This is a genomic window from Mycolicibacterium tusciae (assembly GCF_002086795.1).
Taxonomy (GTDB): domain Bacteria; phylum Actinomycetota; class Actinomycetes; order Mycobacteriales; family Mycobacteriaceae; genus Mycobacterium; species Mycobacterium tusciae.
In genome coordinates, this window is sequence record NZ_MVIM01000022.1 from 1 (window position 1) to 19405 (window position 19405).

Annotated in this window: 18 protein-coding genes; 5 read left to right on the plus strand and 13 right to left on the minus strand. The window is 66.6% G+C overall.

Annotation, left to right across the window (positions count from 1 at the left end):
* Positions 1 to 394: 394 nt before the first annotated feature.
* On the minus strand, positions 395 to 1681 hold the full coding sequence (tyrS, locus tag BST47_RS26925; protein WP_083128971.1) for a tyrosine--tRNA ligase: 1287 nt from the start codon (positions 1679 to 1681) through the stop codon (positions 395 to 397).
* A gap of 157 nt (positions 1682 to 1838) precedes the next feature.
* Between tyrS and BST47_RS26930 the strand changes: the two genes are divergently transcribed.
* Positions 1839 to 2519, plus strand: a complete 681-nt coding sequence (locus tag BST47_RS26930; RefSeq protein WP_083128888.1) for a class I SAM-dependent methyltransferase — start codon at positions 1839 to 1841, stop codon at positions 2517 to 2519.
* 10 nt (positions 2520 to 2529) lie between these two features.
* Here the strand turns inward: BST47_RS26930 and BST47_RS26935 are convergent, their stop codons facing one another.
* Positions 2530 to 3177 (minus strand): DNA-3-methyladenine glycosylase, encoded by a 648-nt coding sequence (locus tag BST47_RS26935; RefSeq protein ID WP_083128889.1) that lies wholly within the window; start codon positions 3175 to 3177, stop codon positions 2530 to 2532.
* 23 nt (positions 3178 to 3200) lie between these two features.
* Between BST47_RS26935 and BST47_RS26940 the strand changes: the two genes are divergently transcribed.
* The 3 genes from BST47_RS26940 to BST47_RS26950 are packed head-to-tail and all read left to right on the plus strand — an operon-like array spanning position 3201 to position 5346.
* Positions 3201 to 3956 carry an ABC transporter ATP-binding protein gene (locus tag BST47_RS26940; RefSeq protein ID WP_083128890.1) on the plus strand — a complete coding sequence of 252 codons (756 nt, stop codon included), beginning with the start codon at positions 3201 to 3203 and terminating at the stop codon, positions 3954 to 3956.
* A complete protein-coding gene (locus BST47_RS26945; RefSeq protein WP_083128891.1) occupies positions 3899 to 4726 on the plus strand; it encodes an ABC transporter permease in 828 nt (275 codons plus the stop codon). Before BST47_RS26940 ends, BST47_RS26945 begins: the two co-directional genes overlap by 58 nt.
* Before the next feature lie 5 nt (positions 4727 to 4731).
* Positions 4732 to 5346, plus strand: a complete 615-nt coding sequence (locus tag BST47_RS26950) for a TetR/AcrR family transcriptional regulator (RefSeq protein ID WP_083128892.1) — start codon at positions 4732 to 4734, stop codon at positions 5344 to 5346.
* Here the strand turns inward: BST47_RS26950 and BST47_RS26955 are convergent.
* From BST47_RS26955 to BST47_RS26965, 3 genes are all read right to left on the minus strand, one after another.
* On the minus strand, positions 5329 to 5544 hold the full coding sequence (locus tag BST47_RS26955; RefSeq protein WP_083128893.1) for a Trm112 family protein: 216 nt from the start codon (positions 5542 to 5544) through the stop codon (positions 5329 to 5331). The two genes, BST47_RS26950 and BST47_RS26955, sit on opposite strands and share 18 nt — an antisense overlap.
* 9 nt (positions 5545 to 5553) lie before the next feature.
* Positions 5554 to 6126 (minus strand): hypothetical protein, encoded by a 573-nt coding sequence (locus tag BST47_RS26960; RefSeq protein ID WP_083128972.1) that lies wholly within the window; start codon positions 6124 to 6126, stop codon positions 5554 to 5556.
* Between the two features lie 101 nt (positions 6127 to 6227).
* Positions 6228 to 9191, minus strand: a complete 2964-nt coding sequence (locus BST47_RS26965; protein ID WP_207568709.1) for an acyl-CoA synthetase — start codon at positions 9189 to 9191, stop codon at positions 6228 to 6230.
* A gap of 136 nt (positions 9192 to 9327) precedes the next feature.
* Between BST47_RS26965 and BST47_RS26970 the strand changes: the two genes are divergently transcribed.
* Positions 9328 to 11076, plus strand: coding sequence for an ABC-F family ATP-binding cassette domain-containing protein (locus BST47_RS26970; protein ID WP_083128895.1), 1749 nt, complete (start codon positions 9328 to 9330; stop codon positions 11074 to 11076).
* On the opposite strand, the gene argH is transcribed toward BST47_RS26970, so the two are convergent.
* Genes argH through argC form a run of 8 tightly spaced genes read right to left on the minus strand, consistent with a single transcriptional unit; the run spans position 11073 to position 19402 of the window.
* A complete protein-coding gene (argH, locus tag BST47_RS26975) occupies positions 11073 to 12485 on the minus strand; it encodes an argininosuccinate lyase (RefSeq protein ID WP_083128896.1) in 1413 nt (470 codons plus the stop codon). The genes BST47_RS26970 and argH overlap by 4 nt on opposite strands.
* A 2-nt stretch (positions 12486 to 12487) precedes the next feature.
* A complete protein-coding gene (locus tag BST47_RS26980) occupies positions 12488 to 13702 on the minus strand; it encodes an argininosuccinate synthase (RefSeq protein ID WP_083128897.1) in 1215 nt (404 codons plus the stop codon).
* Between the two features lie 2 nt (positions 13703 to 13704).
* Entirely contained in the window at positions 13705 to 14196 is a 492-nt protein-coding gene (locus tag BST47_RS26985; protein ID WP_083128898.1) for an arginine repressor, read from the minus strand.
* A complete protein-coding gene (gene argF / locus BST47_RS26990; protein ID WP_083128899.1) occupies positions 14193 to 15116 on the minus strand; it encodes an ornithine carbamoyltransferase in 924 nt (307 codons plus the stop codon). The genes BST47_RS26985 and argF overlap by 4 nt, the downstream gene beginning before the upstream one ends.
* On the minus strand, positions 15113 to 16291 hold the full coding sequence (locus BST47_RS26995; protein WP_083128900.1) for an acetylornithine transaminase: 1179 nt from the start codon (positions 16289 to 16291) through the stop codon (positions 15113 to 15115). Before BST47_RS26995 ends, argF begins: the two co-directional genes overlap by 4 nt.
* The gene (gene argB, locus BST47_RS27000; protein WP_083128901.1) at positions 16288 to 17160 is read right to left on the minus strand and encodes an acetylglutamate kinase; all 873 of its coding nucleotides are present in this window, start codon (positions 17158 to 17160) and stop codon (positions 16288 to 16290) included. The genes BST47_RS26995 and argB overlap by 4 nt, the downstream gene beginning before the upstream one ends.
* Complete coding sequence (gene argJ / locus BST47_RS27005) at positions 17157 to 18371, minus strand: bifunctional glutamate N-acetyltransferase/amino-acid acetyltransferase ArgJ (protein ID WP_083128902.1); 1215 nt, start codon at positions 18369 to 18371, stop codon at positions 17157 to 17159. The genes argB and argJ overlap by 4 nt, the downstream gene beginning before the upstream one ends.
* Positions 18368 to 19402 carry an N-acetyl-gamma-glutamyl-phosphate reductase gene (gene argC, locus BST47_RS27010; RefSeq protein ID WP_083128903.1) on the minus strand — a complete coding sequence of 345 codons (1035 nt, stop codon included), beginning with the start codon at positions 19400 to 19402 and terminating at the stop codon, positions 18368 to 18370. The genes argJ and argC overlap by 4 nt, the downstream gene beginning before the upstream one ends.
* Positions 19403 to 19405: the final 3 nt, after the last annotated feature.

The window sequence follows — 19405 nt, forward strand, 5'->3', positions numbered from 1 at the left end:
GAAAAAGAGGCAGACCAAAAAACAACAACAAACAAAAACCACCAAACACACTATTGAGTTCTCAAACAACACACCCGCTCGACCGCGCAACCAACCCGCGGCAAAAGCCGCGGGCTCGTATGCGGACAATCAGGAACCCAACCGAAGTTGAGGCTTCCCTCTGGGAGCCGCCGCGCTCGCCGGGTTTTGGCCCGTGTCGCAGCGACTCCGATAAGTTACGTGAGGGATAACTCTGAGTCAAATGGGCTGATGGGGCGTGTCTTTCGATCCGCGTCCACCGAGCGCACAAACAGTGCGTCGACTCGTTGTTCATGGGGTTCAACGCGCCACCCGCGGAGTTTGTTCCCGAGTGACGACACCAATCTCGGCCGGGCCGCAGTCGCCGCCCGACGAACTACCCAACGCGTTGGACGCCGGCGATATTCCGCTTGCCCCGTCGCAGCACCAACCAGCGGCCGTGCAGGAAGTCCGACGGCTGCGGCACCCACTCTTCGCTCTCAATCCGGACGTTGTTGACGTACGCCCCGCCCTCGCCGATGGTGCGACGGGCCGCCCCCTTGCTCGCCGACAGGCCGCTGGCCACCAGCAGGTCGGTGATCGCGTCGGGTCCGCCCGGCGCCAGCTCGGCGACCGACGCCTCGCGCAGGGCCGCGGCCAACGTCGATTCATCGAGCTGCGCGAGCTCGCCACGCCCGAACAGGGCCTGGCTGGCGTGCTCGACCGACGCCGTGGCCGCCTCCCCATGGACCAGATTGGTGAGCTCGCGGGCCAATCGGCGCTGACCTGCACGTTCATGGGGCCGTTCGGCAGTCGCCTCCTCCAGCTCCGCCAACTCTTCGGGCGACAGGAACGTGAACCATCGCAGGTATCGGACGACGTCCGCGTCTGAGGTGTTCACGAAGTACTGGTACCAGGCGTACGGGCTGGTCATCTCCGGGTCGAGCCAGAGGCTGCCACCGCCGGTCGACTTACCGAATTTCTGGCCTTCGGAGTCCGTCACCAGCGGGGTGGTCAGCGCGTGCACCGTCGCCCCCGTCTTCTGGCGGACCAGCCGGACGCCGGCGATGATATTGCCCCACTGATCGGAGCCGCCGATCTGCAGTCCGCAGCCGTACCGCTGGTGTAGCTCCACGTAATCGTTGGCTTGCAAAAGCATGTAGCTGAACTCGGTGTAGGAGATGCCGTCACCGTCGAGTCGTCGTCGCACCGTGTCACGGTCGAGCATCACGTTGACGGAGAAATGTTTTCCGACATCGCGGAGGAATTCGATGGTGGGCATCTGGGCGGTCCAGGTGAGGTTGTTCTCCACCACCGCGCCGGTGGCCGAATCATCGAACTCGACGAAGCGTTCGAGCTGGCCACGTATTCGGTCGGCCCACTCGGCGACGGTGTCGGCGTTGTTGAGCGTGCGCTCGCCGACGTCGCGCGGATCGCCGATCATGCCGGTGGCGCCGCCCGCCAGGACGATCGGACGATGTCCGGCACGTTGAAACCGGGTCAGCGTCAGGAGCGGGATGAGGTGGCCGGCATGCAGGCTCGGCGCCGTCGGATCAAATCCGGAGTAGACGGTGACGGGACCCGCAGCCAAGGCCGCCGCGAGTGCGTCCCGGTCGGTGGACTGCGCGATCAGCTCGCGCCACTCCAGCTCATCGAGGATGTTCGGCGTGTCCTTAGACGTCACGCAATCGATCTTCCCGTACCGCAGCGCAATGACCACAGCCGGTGCTCAGACACGACATCGCAGCCCGGTAGCAGCGGGCGCCGCGTGCCACATTCCGTGGAACTGCCGCTAGCATCACGGACGACTTCCTTCGCTGATGAAAGAGAGCCGGCACCGCATGACTCCGCCGCGGCCCAATCCAGGCGAGATTCGCAAAGGAGCGGCTTTTTACAACGCGCGCGGGCTCTTCATCTACAACCTCTACGTCTTGAGGTTCAACAATCGATTTCTATGGCGCTGTCCCCGACGTCGACTTCTCCGTCACTACGATCAGCACATCCGCTGCAATCACCTCGACATCGGGCCTGGCACGGGTTGGTATCTGCAGCACGTCGCGTTTCCCTGCCGGAAGCCGAGAGTCACCCTGCTTGACCTGAGCCCGGACAGCCTCGCGACGGCGAGCAGGCGCCTGCGCAAGCTGTCCCCGGTATCGATCAACGCGGATATCTATTCGCCGATCCCCACGGACGAAAAGTTCGACTCCGTCGCCGCCAACTACGTCTTCCACTGCATTCCTGGCGACTGGGACACCAAATCGTTGGCGATTGAACACATCGCCGCTGTCCTCTCACCCGATGGCGTGTTCTTCGGGTCCACGATCCTGGGTCAGGGCGTTCATCACAACCGGCTGGGTCGGCGAACGATGGCCCGGTTCAACGCATCCGGCACCTTCCACAACCAGACAGACGACCTCGCCGGCCTACAGAAGGCGCTGGACACATACTTCGAGCAGTACACGACGACGATGGTCGGCAAGGTCGCGCTGTTCAGTGCCACACGACCTCGCACGGCGACCTAGGCCCGGACGACTAATCGCTTTCGCCGGGAGCCGGTGCCCGTGGGCTGCGGCGATACAGCGACACCTCGGGACGTCCGGCCAGCCACAATCGCCACGGGCGATCGGCCGCCTTGCTGACACCCACACGCGGGCCGGCGACTCCGTCGCGCTTCTCCCCCAATTTCAGTTGGATCGGACTCTTCGCATCGAACAGATCAATCCCGTTGTCTTCCATCGTGATTCCCATCGCCGAGCACAGATTTCCGGGGCCGCGAGCGAGCGCCGCGGGGCGGACCGCTTCGCCGCGGCGACCTTGCGCAACGTCGGCTCCGGATTCGATCGCGGTGGCCCGCAGCAGCACCGCACCCGCCACCTGGTCGGTGGCGCACACGACGTTCGCGCAGACATGGATGCCGTGGCTGCGGTAGGTGTAGAGCCGCCCGGCCGGACCGAACATGACCGCGTTGCGCCCTCCCATGCCGCGATACGAATGCGAAGCCGCGTCGGGCCATGGTCCGTCTTCGGGACCGCCGTAGGCCTCGACCTCCACGATCATCGCGCTCACGCCGCGGCCGACCAGCGTCGCTCCGAGTAGGCGTCGCGCCGCGGTCAGCGGGTCCACGGACAGCCGGCGCACGCTCACCGCTGCGATTCTGCCCGGCACCCTTGACACCACCATCGGCGGGGAGCATTATTCACCACATGATGAGTTCATCGGACGGTGAATTACCCGGCGGAGCTGCCGACGCCGTTATCGACGTCGAAAACCTGCGGGTCATCAGGGGTAAGCGCGTCGCGTTGGAGGACATCACGGTCCGGATCGCGCGCGGCACCATCACCGGACTGCTCGGTCCATCCGGATGCGGCAAGACCACGCTGATGCGCAGCGTCGTCGGCACGCAGATCATCGAAGGAGGCACCGTGACGGTGCTGGGCCACCCGGCCGGATCGGCCGAGCTCCGGCACCGGGTCGGATACGTCACCCAGGATCCGACAATCTACGACGACCTGCGAGTCATCGACAACGTCCGGTACTTCGCGGCATTGACAGGCGTCGACGCCGCCAGCGCTGACGAGGCGATCGCCACCGTCGGGCTAGACGATCATCGAACTGCGTTGTGCGGCAACCTCTCCGGTGGCCAACGCACTCGCGCCTCACTCGCCTGCGCACTGGTGTCACACCCCGATCTGCTGGTGCTCGACGAACCCACCGTCGGCCTCGACCCCGTGCTGCGGGTCGACCTGTGGGAGCAATTCCACCGGCTCGCCGCCGACGGTACGACGCTGCTCGTGTCCAGTCACGTCATGGACGAAGCCGATCACTGCGGCGACCTGCTGCTCATGCGCGAGGGCCATCTCCTCGCACACACCACACCCACGAAGCTACGAGAGGACACAGGATGCCAGTCACTGGAGGAAGCGTTCCTGTCCGTCATCCGGCACAGCACCGCAGCCTGAAGAGTCCGAGCCGGCTGAGCCCGCAGGCCTACCTGGCCACCACCACGCGGATCCTGCGTCAGCTCGCCGCCGACCACCGCAGCGTGGCGATGATCCTCGTCGTGCCGAGCCTCATCATCACGTTGATGTACTTCATGTTCCAGAACGCACCGCATCCGCCCGGTGCACCGTCGCCGTTCAACAACGCCTGCCTGATCATGCTGGGCGTGTTCCCGCTCATCGTGATGTTCCTGATCACCTCGATCACCATGCAGCGCGAACGGGTTTCGGGCACGCTGGAACGGATCCTGACGACCCCCCTGCGCCGTGTGGACCTGCTGGCCGCCTACGGCACCGCGTTCTCGATCGCCGCCGCCGCACAAGCGACGCTGGCGTGCATCGTGTCGTTCTGGTTTCTCGGGCTGGACACCGCGGGCAGCCCCATCCTGGTGTTCATCATCGCGATCATCAACGCCGTCCTGGGGGTTGGTTTGGGTCTGCTGTGTAGTGCATTCGCCCGCACCGAGTTTCAGGCGGTGCAGTTCATGCCGCTGGTGATCGCTCCACAGCTGTTGTTGTGCGGCATCATTGTGCCCCGTGACGTGATGCCCGACTGGCTGCAATGGATCAGTAACGTGTTGCCCGCCAGCTACGCTCTGGAGGCGTTGCAACAGGTCGGTGCGCACGCGGAGCCGACGTTCATCGCGGTGCGGGATATCGTCGTCGTCATCGGCTTCGCGATCGTGGCACTGTGCCTGGCCGCGGCGACGCTAAGACGAAGGACACCGTAACGGGATTGACCACCAACGCAGAACGTAAGCGTCCCGGGCGACCACCCGGCACGTCCGATACCCGCGAGCGCATCCTCACCAGCGCGCGGGAGTTGTTCGCCCGCAACGGGATCGACAAGACCTCGATCCGTGCAATCGCCGCCGATGCCGACGTCGATCCCGCGCTGGTGCATCACTATTACGGCACCAAGACCCAATTGTTCGCCGCGGCGATCCACATCCCAATCGACCCGATGCAGATCATCGAACCGCTCCGTCAGATTCCGGTGGACGAGATCGGTTACACGCTTCCACGACTCCTGTTGCCGCTGTGGGACTCCGAGATGGGTAAGGGATTCCTCGCGACGCTGCGATCGATCCTCGCCGGCAACGAGACCTCGCTCGTGCGCTCGTTCCTGCAGGAGGTCATCGCAAAGGAAGTCGGCTCCCGCGTTGATGATCCGCCCGGAAGCGGGATGATCCGCGTGCAATTCGTCGCATCGCAATTGGTCGGCGTGGTGATGGCGCGCTACATCCTGGAGTTGGATCCGTTCAAATCGCTTCCGGTCGAGCAGATCGCCGAGACCATTGGCCCGAACCTGCAGCGCTACCTCACCGCGGACCTACCCGGATTCCCCTGACGCCCGCTCCAGCAGCCGGTTGTGTTCGGCGTCATCGGTGATGGTGACGGCTTCGTCGATCAGCAGGACGGGAACGCCGTCCTCGATGCGATACGCCCGCCGCAACCGCGTGTTGTAGAGAAATTCGTCGCCCACCAGGAGAAGCGGGCCGCGGTCCTCGGGGCAGACGAGGATGCTCAGGAGTTTTTCGTCGAGCACGGCCGCGCGTCAGCCCAGCGGGATGGTCATGGTGCCGGGTCCGGCCGGCGCTTGCACGGACGACCCGCCGGGGAGGACCGGCACGGGTCCGGCTACCGGCCCCTGCTGCTGAGCAGCAATTTGCTGTTGCGCCTGCAGCTTGCGCTGATAAGCAAGCGTCGCCTTCAAAGCCTCGACCAGCGGCGTCTGGTTCGGCCGGTGCTCCAGCGCGTCTTGGATCGCCAGCTTGTTCGCGTTCGACGGTTTGAACCCTTGAGCGCGCATATTCAGCACGTCGTCGATCAGCTTCGACAACTGGCCGCCGCCGTCACCCAAGTTGTACTCATTGTGGATGATCATCAGCGCCTGATCGGCGGTCATCGTCGGTTGTTCTTCGCCGGCCGCTTGCGCCTCGCCCTCTACGGGCTTCTTGCAGTCGTCTCCCGTGCAGCTTTCTCCCGGTGCGCGAGTGTCAGACGGCCCCGAATCGGGCTGGGCGAAGGCCGTGGAGACCCCGAATCCGGACATCAGACCCGCGACGAGCACCCCGCCGACGATGGCGCGACGCCATTTGACGTCGGTATTTCCGGCCTGCGATGCCATCAATCCTCCAGCGCGATAGACCACTGATTCCCCGACCCGGTGGCGATTTGCCGCCAGCGGGAGCCTAACAGCGAGTCGACCGCATGGCACGGCCGTCGCAGTCACCCACCAGCGATCTCGGCGCGCACCGCGACGGTCAACCGCTTGTACCGATTCGTATCGGTGTCCAGATACCAGGCGTTACGGGACGGCTTGGGGATTCCGGCTTCGCGCAGCGGACTCAACACCGGCCGGAACGATGCGCTGAGCGACATCTCGGGCACCACGTGTACGACGTCGGGCGCATTGCCGACCGGCAGATCGGCGAACGCTTCTGACAGATCCGCCGACGGAATGGTCCCGCCCGGCCGCAGCGCCAGCGCCGTCACGGCGAGGCAGTGGCCGTCGGTCTCCACCCCGTAGGTGACCGCCAGGTCCACCGCGTCGAGGCGGCTGACGGCGTCGTTCACCGTCGAGGCGTAGACGACACCGCGCAGCGTGTGGATCAGCTGACCGCGGCTTTCGACGAGCCAGTAGTCGCCGTCATCGTCGCGTCGGAACAGGTATTCGCTGGACACCCACGTGTCCGCGGGTGCGAACACCCCGCGCTTGACCGACGCCGTCGGGTCGATCGGACCCCGCGGACGGGCAAGCAGCACCCCCACCTCGTTGACCTCTGCGCGACGGACGAATCCGCGCTCGTCCTCGAGGATCAGGTCATCGTCGGGGTCGTAGGCGGCCAGGGCGATCTCGCCACTGCCCGGCAGCGGCCTCCCCTTGCTGCCGACCTTGGCGCCGGACACGTTCGCCAAGACGGCCTGCCCGTCCGAGGTCGCGAAGAACTCCACGATCTGGGCGGGTTCGAATACGTCGGTCACCCGCTTCCACAGGCCGGTCGGCATGCCGGAGCCGATGAACAACCGGACCGGGTGGCTGCCGGTGAGCGAGAATGACGGGTCGTCGATGACGTCGCGCAGCATTGCCCAGGTGTAGGAGACGACGGTGACGCCGTACTGGCGGATCTCCTGAAGGAATCGGTCTGGACGCAGACCCCGAGACAGTGCGATGCGGGATCCGCCTACCACCGCGCCCCCGAGCGCGACCAGCAGTCCGGATTGATGGTGCAGCGGGGTCAGGCAGTACACCGTGTCGCCGCGTCCGAGGTTCGCCGCCGACGCGGTGCCGATCGCCGACAGTGCCCAGCGGTAATTGGTGATCTGCCGCGCGACGAATTCGCCGCCGATCGAGCTGAACCCGATGAACGCCAGGTCCCGCGCGAGTCCCGGATTCGGCCGGTACCAGCCGGGCAGATCGACCGCGTCGGGATCGATCTTCTCCATGTCGATGACGTCGGCGTCTTCGGGTAGATCCAGGTCGCGCACCTCACCGCCGCCCAGCACCAGCACGCGCATGTCGAGCCTTTGCGCGGCCTCGAGGTTGCCGGGGTCGGTGATGATTTCGGACACCGAACCCAACCGGGCGGCGGTCGGCAGGTCGGCGTCGGGCGGCATCAGCACCGCTACCGCGCCCAGGCGCGAAAGCGCGGCGATCGCGACCAGCGCGCTCGGCCGAGTCTCCATCAGCACGCCGACGTGTACACCCTGCCGAACTCCCACCCCGATCAGACCGCGGACCACATTGTTGATGCGGCGATCGACCGCCTCGTACGTGTGAACCCGGCCGTCGAACAGCAACGCCTCGCCGTTGGGGAGGTCGCGGGCCTGTTCGGACATGATGCGGCCCAACGAGATTCGGGTGTGCTCGTTGATCTGACCCAACCGAGCTAGGCGGGGCAGGGTGCGATACGTCTCGACAGCTATGGCGCGCGCTGACTTGTTGGCCGCAACCAGCGCGTCGGCGGCCGACCGGGCCACGCTGAACGCCATTTCCGTCGCGGCATTCGCGCCGTGCGCCACCCGCGAGCTCAGCGAGACACCAGTTTCACTGTGCTCCTCAGGCTGCAACGCCATTGGCGTCACACCCTCGGGCATATCCCCGGCACTGTCGATCCACTTGACCCACTGAGCGACCGCGGGCCAGGTCTGCGTCGACGCCTTGGAACCGACAACAAGCCCGAAATGTCCTGCACGGATGAGGAATTCGTAGACATCCGCCTTCGGGGCCGCGCGCTTGATCCCGCGCACCGACGCCGGCTGACCGATGTCGTCGACCTCACCGATGACGGCCAGCACCGGGCAGTCGATGTCGGACAGGGTGACCAGGTCACCATGGATCGAGAAGCCGCCGCTCATCATGCGGTTGTGGGCGATGAACTGTTTGAGCAGTTCCGCGATGGCCGGCCCGGACCAGGCGATCCAGCCTTCGGATTGCAGGAATCGCCGCTGTTGTTCGCGGGGCAGCAGCGCCTCGCGGTCGTGCAACTGACGGAGGAAGTCGATACGGGACTGCGCGGTCTTGATGGGGTCGAGCATCTGGAAACCGGTGCGGGCGAGCCAGCCCGGGATATCCATGCGGCTGAAGACATGGTCGGCCATGAAGTCCGCGGCGGCGGGCGCCAGGCTGGCCGGCAGGTTCATCGGCAGCGCGGCGAGGGTGTCCACCGGTGAGCCGAAAGCGACGATGCTGGCGAGGTCCTTGGACCGCCGGTAGGCGGCCGTCTGGTAGGCGAACATGCCGCCCTGGGAGTAGCCGGTCAGGTGGACGTCACGACCGGTCACCTCTTTGACGGCGTCGATGGCCTCGCTCAGCGCGACGACGTGGTCGGCCAGGTTGCGGTCCATCCCACCCTCGACCTTGTCGGGCGATCCGAAGTCGATGACCCACGGGTCGATGCCCGCCTTGTGCAGGATGCCGACGGCGCCTTCATCGCGGGTGACGTCCCACATATCGGCCGACATCATCATGGGGTGCACCATCAGCACGGGCGGCCCGGGTTGCTTTGCTCCCGGCCTGGCGTCCGGTGGGAAATACCGCCGCAGCCGGTACATGGGCACGCTCTGGATGATCTGAAACGGCGACGGCACGGCTCCGGTCTCCAGGCCGCCGTAACGCAGGACTTCCAACCCGTTTTGCGCGGTCGCGACCAGTCGTTCCACTGGTCGGGTCAATCCGGACAGGTCCACCAACGCACGCTCCCCTAGCTCGCCAATCCCCCGACTGCTGCCATGATCATGGCATAGCGCGAGTTGATGACCGTCAGGTTCGACGGTTGCCCTCGCGCGACGGCTTCGGCGCACAGCGGGCCACCTATCATCGGGCGCGATGGCGAATCTGATCAATGTGGAACGCGCGAGCGTCGGGTACGGCACCCGCACGCTGCTCGACGCCGTCAGCCTCGGAGTCGACGAGGGCGACGCGATCGGGGTCGTGGGACGAAACGGCGACGGCAAGTCGACGCTGCTGCAGGTGCTGACGGGCACCCGCGCGCCCGACTCCGGCCGGGTGACCCACACCTCCGGGCTGTCGGTGGGCTACCTGCGCCAGAGCGACGACTTCAGCGGCGCGACCATCAGGGACGTGATCGTCGGCGGCCGGCCCGACCATGTCTGGGCCGCCGAATCTCGCACCCGCGACGTCGTGTCCCATCTGCTCACGGACGTCGACCTGGACCGCGAGGTCGGCGGGCTGTCCGGCGGTGAGCGGCGACGGGTCACGCTGGCGGCCGAACTCATCGCCGGCCATGACGTCATCGTGCTCGATGAGCCGACGAACCATCTGGACGTCGAGGTCATCGGTTGGCTGGCGGATCACCTGAAGGCGCGCCGCGCCAAGGCGTTGGTGGTGGTGAGCCACGACCGGTGGTTCCTCGACGCGGTGTGCACCAAGACGTGGGAGGTGCACGACGGCACCGTCGACGCCTATGACGGCGGATACGCGGCGTATGTCCTGGCCCGCGCCGAGCGTGCGCGGTTGGCGGCCGGGGTCGAGGCGCGCCGCCAGAATCTGATGCGCAAGGAGCTGGCGTGGCTGCGGCGTGGACCGCCGGCGCGGACGTCGAAGCCGAAATTCCGCATCCAGGCGGCCAACGACCTCATCGCGAACGAACCGGAGCCGCGGGATTCCCTTGCCCTGCAACGCTTCGCGACGGCCAGACTGGGTAAGGACGTCTTCGATCTGCACCGTGTGCGCCTCGAGGCCGGCGACAAAGTGATCCTCGACAAGCTGGACTGGTCCATCGGGCCTGGTGCTCGCATCGGTCTCGTCGGCGTGAACGGCACCGGTAAGACGACCGTGCTGAAGCTCTTGGCCGGCGAGCTCACCCCCACCGCCGGAACCTTCAAGCAGGGAAAGACACTCAAGATCGGCTACCTGAGTCAGGCTCTGATCGAGTTGGACCCCACCGATCGCGTGCTCGATGCGGTCGAAAGGTCCCGCCGTTCTGCGGAACTGGCGGGTGGCCGCGAGGTCAGTGCGTCGTCACTGCTCGAGGACTTCGGGTTCACCGGGGACAAGTTGACGACACGGTTGGGGGACCTGTCGGGCGGTGAGCGGCGGCGGTTCCAGTTCCTGCGGTTGCTGCTCGACGAACCCAACGTGCTGCTGCTCGACGAGCCGACCAACGATTTGGACATCGACACCCTGACCGTGATCGAGGACTATCTCGACGGCTGGCCGGGGACGCTGATCGTCGTGACGCACGATAGGTACTTTCTCGAGCGGGTCTCCGATGTCACGTACGCGCTGACCGGCGGTGGGCGGTGTGATCTGCTGCCCGGCGGTGTCGAGCAGTACCTCGTGGAGCGGGCGGCCGCGGTATCCCCCGAACCGGTGCGCGCCGAACCGCAGCGAAATGAATCGGCGTCGGCGCGGGAACGGCGGGCGGGCAAGGAGATGGCGCGCATCGAGGGTCAACTCGCCAAGCTCGACGAGCGGATCGTCGCGGTGCACGAATCGATGGCCGAGGCGGCCGCCGATCACGTGCGGGCGGGTGAACTCAATGCCGAGTTGCAGGAAATGCTGGCGCGCAAGGAATCTCTCGAAGAGGCTTGGCTGGCCGCCGCCGACGACTAACGCCGCAGCCGCAGCCGCAGCCGGTCGCTGGTCGCGCGGACGGCACCGAGCTGTTTGGCGACCTGGATGGGCGCGGTACCTCCCCTGGCGTCCCGGGAATTCACCGACCCGTCGATGGTGAGCACCTCACGAACCCGAGGCGTCAGCTCCGGGTGAATGCCCGTCAGCTCGGCGTCCTCGAGATCCTCGAGGCCGACGCCGCGAGCTTCGGCGGCACGCACCGCGGCGCCTGCGGCCTCGTGCGCAACCCGGAACGGCACTCCCCGCTGCACCAGCCATTCGGCAACGTCGGTGGCCAGCGTGTAGCCGAGCGGGGCCAGTTCGGCCATCCGGTCGACGTCGAACCGCAGCGTCGCGACCAGGCCCGCCATCGCAGGCAACAGCAGCTCGAGTTGGAGAACGGAGTCGAACACCGGCTCCTTGTCCTCCTGCAGGTCCCGGTTGTACGCCAGCGGCTGCGCCTTCAGCGTCGCCAACAGCCCGGTGAGGTTGCCGATCAGGCGGCCTGATTTTCCGCGGGCCAGCTCTGCGATGTCGGGGTTCTTCTTCTGGGGCATGATCGAGCTGCCGGTGGACCAGGAGTCATGCAGCGTGACGTAACCGAATTCGGTTGTGCTCCAAAGGATGATGTCCTCAGCGAGGCGGGACAGGTCGACGGCGATCATCGAGAACACGAATGCCGCCTCGGCGGCGAAATCACGCGACGCCGTGGCGTCGACCGAATTGTCGGCCGCAGCGTCGAAGCCGAGTTCCTCGGCGATCGCGTCGGGATCCAGCCCGAGCGACGATCCGGCCAGGGCGCCGGATCCGTACGGCGACACTGCGGCTCGCTTGTCGAAGTCGGCGATGCGGTCGACGTCGCGCAGCAGCGGATGCGCGTGCGCGAGCAGATGATGCGCCAACAGAATCGGCTGCGCCGACTGCAGATGCGTCTTTCCCGGCATGATCGCCGTGGGATGCGCCGCGGCCTGAGTCGCCAGCGCGGAGACCACCTCGAGTGCCCCGTCGGCGACGCGCCTGACGGCGTCGCGCAGCCACATCCGGAACTGGGTGGCCACCTGATCGTTTCGCGACCGTCCCGCGCGCAGCCGTCCGCCCAGGTCCTCGCCGACCCGGTCGATCAGACCACGCTCCAGGGCACCGTGGACGTCTTCGTCGGTCACCAGCGGTCCGAAGCTGCCGTCCGCGACATCGGAGGCCAGGTTGTCCAGGCCGACCAGCAGGCCGTCGCGCTGCTCCTCGGTCAGCAGCCCGGCCCGGTAGAGCACCCGCGCATGCGCCTTCGAAGCCGCGATGTCATAGGGCGCCAGCACCCAGTCGAAGTGCGTCGACTTGCTCAGCGCCGCAAGGGCGTCCGATGGACCGTCGGCGAACCGGCCGCCCCACAGTGAGCCCTCGTTGGTGCTCATGCCTACCGGCCTGCCAGGTCCCGTTGCGCGGAGATCTTCGACGAGAGTCCGTGCACATGCACGAAGCCCTTGGCCGACGACTGGTCGAAGGTGTCGCCCTCGTCGTAGGTCGCGAGGTTGAAGTCGTACAGCGACTCGGCACTGCGCCTGCCGTTGACCGCAATGTGCCCGCCGTGCAACACCATCCGGATCTCACCGGACACGTGCTCCTGGGTCTTGGCGACGAACGACTCGAGCGCCGCCTTCAATGGCGAGTACCAGAGACCGTCGTACACCAGCTCCCCCCACTTGCGGTCGGTGCCGCGCTTGAACCGGCCGAGTTCGCGCTCCAGCGTGACGTGCTCGAGTTCGGTGTGCGCGGTGATCAGCACCATGGCACCCGGGGCCTCGTAGATCTCCCGGCTCTTGATGCCGACCAAGCGGTCCTCGACGACGTCGAGCCGGCCGACGCCCTGCTCTCCTGCGCGGTGGTTCAGTTCCTCGATGGCCTGCAGCACGCTGACGTCGCGGCCGTCGATCGAAACCGGAACGCCGCGTTCGAATCCGACGATGACCTCGTCAGGGGTGTTCCAGTTGACCGTCGGGTCCTCGGTGTAGTCGTAGACGTCCTTGGTCGGCGCGTTCCACAGGTGCTCGAGGAAGCCGGTCTCCACGGCGCGGCCCCAGACGTTCTGGTCGATCGAGAACGGCGAGCGCTTGGTGACGTTGATCGGGATGGCGTTCTCCTCGGCGAACGCGATGGCCTTCTCGCGGGTCCAGGCGTAATCGCGGACCGGGGCGAGTACCTCGAGATCCGGTGCCAGCGAGGCGAATCCCACCTCGAAGCGCACCTGGTCGTTGCCCTTGCCGGTGCAACCGTGCGCGACGATACCGCCGCCGTGCTCGCGTGCGGCCGCCACGAGATGCTTGACGATCAGGGGGCGGCTCAGTGCCGACACCAGCGGGTAGCGGTCCATGTACAGCGCATTGGACTGGATTGCGGGAAGACAGTACTGCTCGGCGAATTCGTCCCTGGCGTCGACGACGACCGCCTCGACCGCGCCGCAATCGACGGCCCGCTGCCGGACCACCTCCATGTCCTCGCCGCCCTGGCCGAGGTCGATGGCCACCGCAACCACCTCTTTGCCGGTCTCCTTACCGATCCAGCTGATCGCGACCGAGGTGTCCAGACCACCGGAATACGCCAGGATGACGCGCTCGGACCCCGGTTTTGGCATACCTAATCTCCTCTGTGTTGAATGCTTTCGAGTTTCGCCGCGAGTTCGGCACCGGTCATCGGCTCACGTGCGATCACCAAGATGGTGTCGTCGCCGGCCACTGTGCCCACAACGTACGGCAGCGCAGCGCGATCCATCGCGCTGGCAAGGTAGTGCGCGGCTCCCGGCGGTGTTCGCAGCACCGCGAGGTTGGCGCTGGCATCCGTGGAAACCAGCAGATCGGCAAGCAGTCGCGACATTCGTTCGGTGCCACCGGAGACGCCGCGAACCGGGCTGCCGTCCTCGGGCACGACGTACACCCCGACACCACCGTCGGCGCCGCGCAGCTTGACCGCACCGAGTTCCTCCAGGTCCCGCGACAGCGTCGCCTGGGTGACGTCGATCCCCTCGTCGGCGAGTATCGTCGCCAGCTCACTCTGGCTGTGGATCGACTGCGACGACAGGATCGACACGATGCGAGCCTGCCGACCTGCGCGGGTAGCCGCGGAAGTCACGACCGCTCCATCAACCACACCAGCAGGGCCTTCTGGGCGTGCAGCCGGTTCTCGGCTTCATCCCAAACCGCGCTGTGCACGCCGTCGATCACGTCATCGGTGATCTCGTCTCCCCGGTGCGCCGGAAGGCAGTGCAGAACAATCACATTCGGCTGCGCACGTTCGACGAGACCGGTGTTTATCTGGAAGGGTCGAAACGGTCCCACCCGGTCCAGGCCGTCGTTCTCCTGACCCATCGACGTCCACGTGTCGGTGACGAGCACGTCGGCACCGTCGGCGGCGGCTTCCGGATCGGCCGTCACCGTCACCGAGGCGCCGGTATCGACGGCCCGTTCGTTGGCCGCCGTGACAAATCGCGGGTCCGGCTCGAAACCGGATGGAGCGGCGACGGTGACATGGACGCCTGCGGTGACCCCGCCCAGCATCAACGAGTGAGCCATGTTGTTGGCACCGTCGCCGAGATAGGTCAGCCGCAATCCGTTGAGGGTGCCCACGCGTTCGTCGAGCGTCTGTAGATCGGCAAGCACCTGGCAGGGATGAAACTCGTCGGACAGCGCATTGACTATCGGCACGGTCGCCCCAGAAGCCATGGCGGTCAACCGATCCTGTCCAAACGTGCGCCAGACGATCGCCTCGACGTACCGTGACAGGACCCGGCCGGTGTCCTCCAGTGTCTCGTCGCGACCGAGCTGCGTGCTGCGGCCGTCCACCACCACCGCGTGACCGCCGAGTTGAGCGATGCCCATCTCGAACGAGAACCGCGTGCGCGTCGAGTTCTTGTCGAAGATCACCGCGACGCCGCGCGGACCGTCGAGCGGGCGGCGGCTGAATGGCGCCTTCTTCAGCTCCGCAGCCAGCGCCAGCACCTCGGCCTGCTCGTCGGGTGTGAGGTCATCGTCGCGAAGGAAGTGGCGGATCATTGCGCACACCCCGCGACTGTGTCGAGCACACCGGGAAGCGCACCGAGGAAGTCGTCGACCTGCGCATCGGTGAGGATCAGCGGTGGGACGAGACGAATCACGTTCGCGGCGGGGGCGTTGACGAGGAACCCGGCCTCCCGTGCCGCAACCTCGACCGGCTTGGCCACATCGGAGGTGAGGACGACGCCGAGCATGAGCCCGCGACCGCGCACGTGGTCGACGGCCGGATGACCCAGCGACTCGATTCCGTGGTGCAGCGACTTCCCGAGAACGCCTGAGCGCCCGACAAGGTCGTCGTCGGCCAGCACCCGCAACACCGCGAGTGCCGCCGCCGTGCAGACCGGATTGCCGCCGAACGTGCTGCCGTGCATGCCCGCGGTCAGCAGCCCGGCGGCCTCACCGGTCGCGATGCAGGCACCGATCGGCAGTCCACCACCGAGACCCTTCGCGAGCGTGACGACGTCGGGCGTGATGCCGTCGTGCTGATGCGCGAAAAACGCTCCGGTGCGGCCCATTCCGGTCTGCACCTCGTCGAGCACCAGCAATGCGCCGTGTGCGGCGGTGATCTCGCGGGCCGCCACCAGGTATCCGGCGGGTGGAGTCACGACGCCGCCCTCGCCCATGATCGGCTCGAGGAACACTGCCGCCGTCTGGTCGTCGACCGCGGCGTCGAGCGCTTCGACGTCGCCGTACGGCACATGGGTGACGTCGCCGGGCAGCGGAGCGAACGGCTTCTGCTTCGACGGCTGGCCGGTCAAAGCCAGTGATCCCATCGTCCGGCCATGGAACGCGCCCTGTGCGGCAACGAGTTTCGTGCGTCCGGTGAGCCGCGAGATCTTGAACGCAACCTCGTTGGCCTCCGCGCCCGAGTTGCAGAAGAACACCCGCGCATCGTCGACGCCCAGCAGACCGACCAGCGCTTCGGCCAGTGCGATGCCGGGCTCGGTGGCATAGAGATTCGACGTGTGCCCCAGCGTGTTGAGCTGGCGGGTGACGGCCTCGATGACAGCGGGATGCCGATGACCGAGGATGTTGACCGCGATACCGCCCACCAGATCGAGATACGACTTGCCGTCCGCGTCGGTCACCACGGCACCGTCTCCGCTGACCAAAGCCAGCGGCGGCGTTCCGTAGTTGTCCATCATCACGGCTTCCCAGCGCTGCGCGAGGGTCATGCGCTCACCACCTTGGTCCCCGTCCCCTCATCGGTGAACAGCTCAGCCAGCACACAGTGCTCGACGCGGCCGTCGATGACGTGTGCGCTCGGCACGCCTCCCGATACGGCACGTAGGCAGGCCTCGATCTTGGGCACCATGCCGGTTTCCAGTTTGGGTAGCAGCTGAGTCAATGCGGCCGTGTCGATCTCGCTTACCAGCGAACCTCGATCGGGCCAGTCGGTGTAGAGGCCCTCCACGTCGGTGAGCATCACCAGCTTCTCAGCTCCCAGGGCCTCCGCCAGCGCGGCCGCCGCGGTGTCGGCGTTGATGTTGTGCACCACACCTTCGGCGTCGGGTGCGATAGTCGAGACCACCGGGATGCGCCCTGCGTCGATGAGATCGAGCAGCGAATCCGCGTCCACCTTTTCGACGTCACCGACGAGGCCGATGTCGGTCGCCACCCCATCGACGGTCACGTCGCGCCGCACTGCGGTGAAAAGGTGCGCGTCTTCGCCTGTCACGCCCACGGCGTACGGACCGTGTGCATTGATCAGGTTCACCAGTTCGCGGCCGACCTGTCCGAAAAGCACCATCCGGGCCACGTCGAGCACCTCGGGTGTGGTGACGCGGAAGCCGCCCTTGAAATCACCTGCGATACCGAGCTTTTTGAGCATCGCACTGATCTGCGGGCCGCCGCCGTGGACGACGACGGGGTGGATGCCGCAGTTGCGCAGGAAGACCATGTCGGCGGCGAACGCGGTCTTGAGGGTGTCGTCGGTCATCGCGTTGCCGCCGTACTTCACCACGACGATCTTGTCGTGCAACTGCTTGAGCCACGGCAGGGCGGCGGCGAGTATCTGCGCCTTGACCGGCGTCGCGAGTGTCATGAGCTGTAGGCCGAGTTCTCTTCGACGTAACCGTGGGACAGGTCGGTGGTCCGGATCGACGCTCGGTCATTGCCGACGCCAAGATCGATGGTGACGTCGATCTCTTCGCCGGACAGGTCCACGTCACGGGCACCCGGTGCTCCGACACCGTCGACGCACACGGCAGAGCCGTTGAACGACACGCCGATCCGCTCGGCGTCCAGCACGACCGGCGCCATGCCCACCGCGGCCAGTACGCGGCCCCAGTTGGGATCGGACCCGAAGAGCGCCGTCTTGACCAGGCTGTCGCGAGCCACGACCCGAGCCGCCGTCAGCGCGTCTTCCTCCGATGCGGCTCCCGTGACGCTGACGACGACACGTTTGGTGACGCCCTCGGCATCGGCCTGCAGCTGTGCGCACAGGTCGTCGCAGACCCGCAGGACCGCGTCGTCGAGATCGCTTTGGCGGGGGGCGATCTCGCTGGCGCCGGAGGCAAGCAGCAGAACCGTGTCGTTGGTTGAACAGCTACCGTCGACATCGAGGCGGTCGAACGTCATGGCGGTCGCCGTGCGTAGCGCCTGGTCGAGGGCATCCGAACTGGCGACGGCGTCGGTGGTGATGACGCACAACATGGTCGCCAGCGACGGCGCCAGCATCCCTGCACCTTTGGCCATGCCACCCACCGTCCAGTTGTCACTGTGATGCAGCGAAACCTGTTTCGGCACGGTGTCGGTGGTCATGATCGCCCGCGCGGCCTCTTCGCCGCCGGTCAGTCCGCCGGCCATCTCGTGGACGATCTCGGTGACGCCCGCCAGCACCTTGTCCATCGGCAGTCGGTCGCCGATGAGCCCGGTGGAACATACGGCGACCTCGATCGCCCCGGTCTCGGTGCCCCAGTCGGAAAGCGCCGTGGCGACGGCCTCTGCGGTGGCGTGGGTGTCCTGAAAGCCCAACGGCCCGGTGCAGGCGTTCGCGCCACCGGAGTTGAGCACCACCGCACGCAGCCGCCCGGTGGTGAGCACCTGCTGCGTCCACAGCACCGGCGCGGCCTTCACCTTGTTGCGGGTGAACACGGCCGCAGCGGCGTGGTCGGGTCCCTCGTTGAAGACCAGCGCGAGGTCGAGCGCGCCGGAAGCCTTGATGCCCGCCGCGATTCCGGTGGCGCGGAAGCCGGCGGGCGCGGTCACACCCTGGGTGCGGATGAGCCGCGCGGTGTCGGATAACTCAGTCACGGCGCCACGCCCACGATCGAAAGTCCTTCCGTCTCCGGCCAGCCCAGCGCAAGGTTCATCGATTGCACGGCGGCCCCACCGGTGCCCTTGACGAGGTTGTCGATCGCGGCGATGCCGATGAACGTCGAGGCGTCCTCGTCGACGGCGACCGCGAGCTGAGCGGCGTTGCTCCCGATCACCGCGCCGGTCTTGGGCAACTGGCCCTCAGGCAGCAGATGAATGAAAGGCTCAGCGTCATAAGCCTTCTCGTAGGCGCCGCGGATCTGCGACAGCGGTGTGGTGGTCTTCGCGGTGCAGGTGGCCAGAATGCCGCGCGACGTCGGGATGAGCACCGGGGTGAACGACACCGTGACGTCCTTGTCGGTGACGGCTTTGAGGCCCTGTGCGATTTCCGGGGTGTGTCGGTGCTTGCCGCCGACGTTGTAGGCACGCGCGGATCCGATGACCTCGGAGCCGAGCAGATCTGTCTTGGCGGCGCGCCCGGCACCCGAGGTGCCGCTGACGGCGACGATGGTGACCGCGGGCTCGACGAGTCCCTCGGCGATCGCGGGCCACAGCGCGAGCAGGGCCGCGGTCGGATAACAACCCGGAACGGCGATCCGGGTGGCGCCGCGCAACCGGTCACGGGCGCCGGGCAGCTCGGGCAAGCCGTACGGCCAGCTGCCCGCGTGTGACGACCCGTAGAACCGTTCCCAGGCCCCGGCATCGGTGAGGCGGAAGTCGGCGCCGCAGTCGACGATGACGGTGTCGCTGCCGAGTTGGTCGGCCAGGGCTGCGGAATGACCGTGCGGAAGCCCCAGAAAAACCACATCGTGGCCCTTCAGGGTGTCGGCGTCGGTGGCCTCGAGTGCGCGGTCAGCCAGCGGCAGCAGGTGCGGGTGATGCTCACCGAGAAGGGTGCCGGCACTCGCCGCCGCGGTGAGGGCGCCGATCGTCAGCCGCCCGCCGGCGTACGCGGGGTGCCCCAGCAGCAATCGCAGAATCTCCCCACCTGCGTATCCGCTGGCACCGGCCACTGCGACGGAAGTCATGCA

Coding starts and splice junctions, on each gene's coding strand:
- BST47_RS26930 (WP_083128888.1), top strand. CDS start 1,839: ATGACTCCGCCGCGGCCCAATCCAGGCGAGATTCGCAAAGGAGCGGCT.
- BST47_RS26935 (WP_083128889.1), bottom strand. CDS start 3,177: ATGGTGGTGTCAAGGGTGCCGGGCAGAATCGCAGCGGTGAGCGTGCGC.
- BST47_RS26940 (WP_083128890.1), top strand. CDS start 3,201: ATGATGAGTTCATCGGACGGTGAATTACCCGGCGGAGCTGCCGACGCC.
- BST47_RS26945 (WP_083128891.1), top strand. CDS start 3,899: ATGCCAGTCACTGGAGGAAGCGTTCCTGTCCGTCATCCGGCACAGCAC.
- BST47_RS26960 (WP_083128972.1), bottom strand. CDS start 6,126: ATGGCATCGCAGGCCGGAAATACCGACGTCAAATGGCGTCGCGCCATC.
- BST47_RS26970 (WP_083128895.1), top strand. CDS start 9,328: ATGGCGAATCTGATCAATGTGGAACGCGCGAGCGTCGGGTACGGCACC.
- argH (WP_083128896.1), bottom strand. CDS start 12,485: ATGAGCACCAACGAGGGCTCACTGTGGGGCGGCCGGTTCGCCGACGGT.
- BST47_RS26980 (WP_083128897.1), bottom strand. CDS start 13,702: ATGCCAAAACCGGGGTCCGAGCGCGTCATCCTGGCGTATTCCGGTGGT.
- argF (WP_083128899.1), bottom strand. CDS start 15,116: ATGATCCGCCACTTCCTTCGCGACGATGACCTCACACCCGACGAGCAG.
- BST47_RS26995 (WP_083128900.1), bottom strand. CDS start 16,291: ATGACCCTCGCGCAGCGCTGGGAAGCCGTGATGATGGACAACTACGGA.
- argB (WP_083128901.1), bottom strand. CDS start 17,160: ATGACACTCGCGACGCCGGTCAAGGCGCAGATACTCGCCGCCGCCCTG.
- argC (WP_083128903.1), bottom strand. CDS start 19,402: ATGACTTCCGTCGCAGTGGCCGGTGCCAGCGGATACGCAGGTGGGGAG.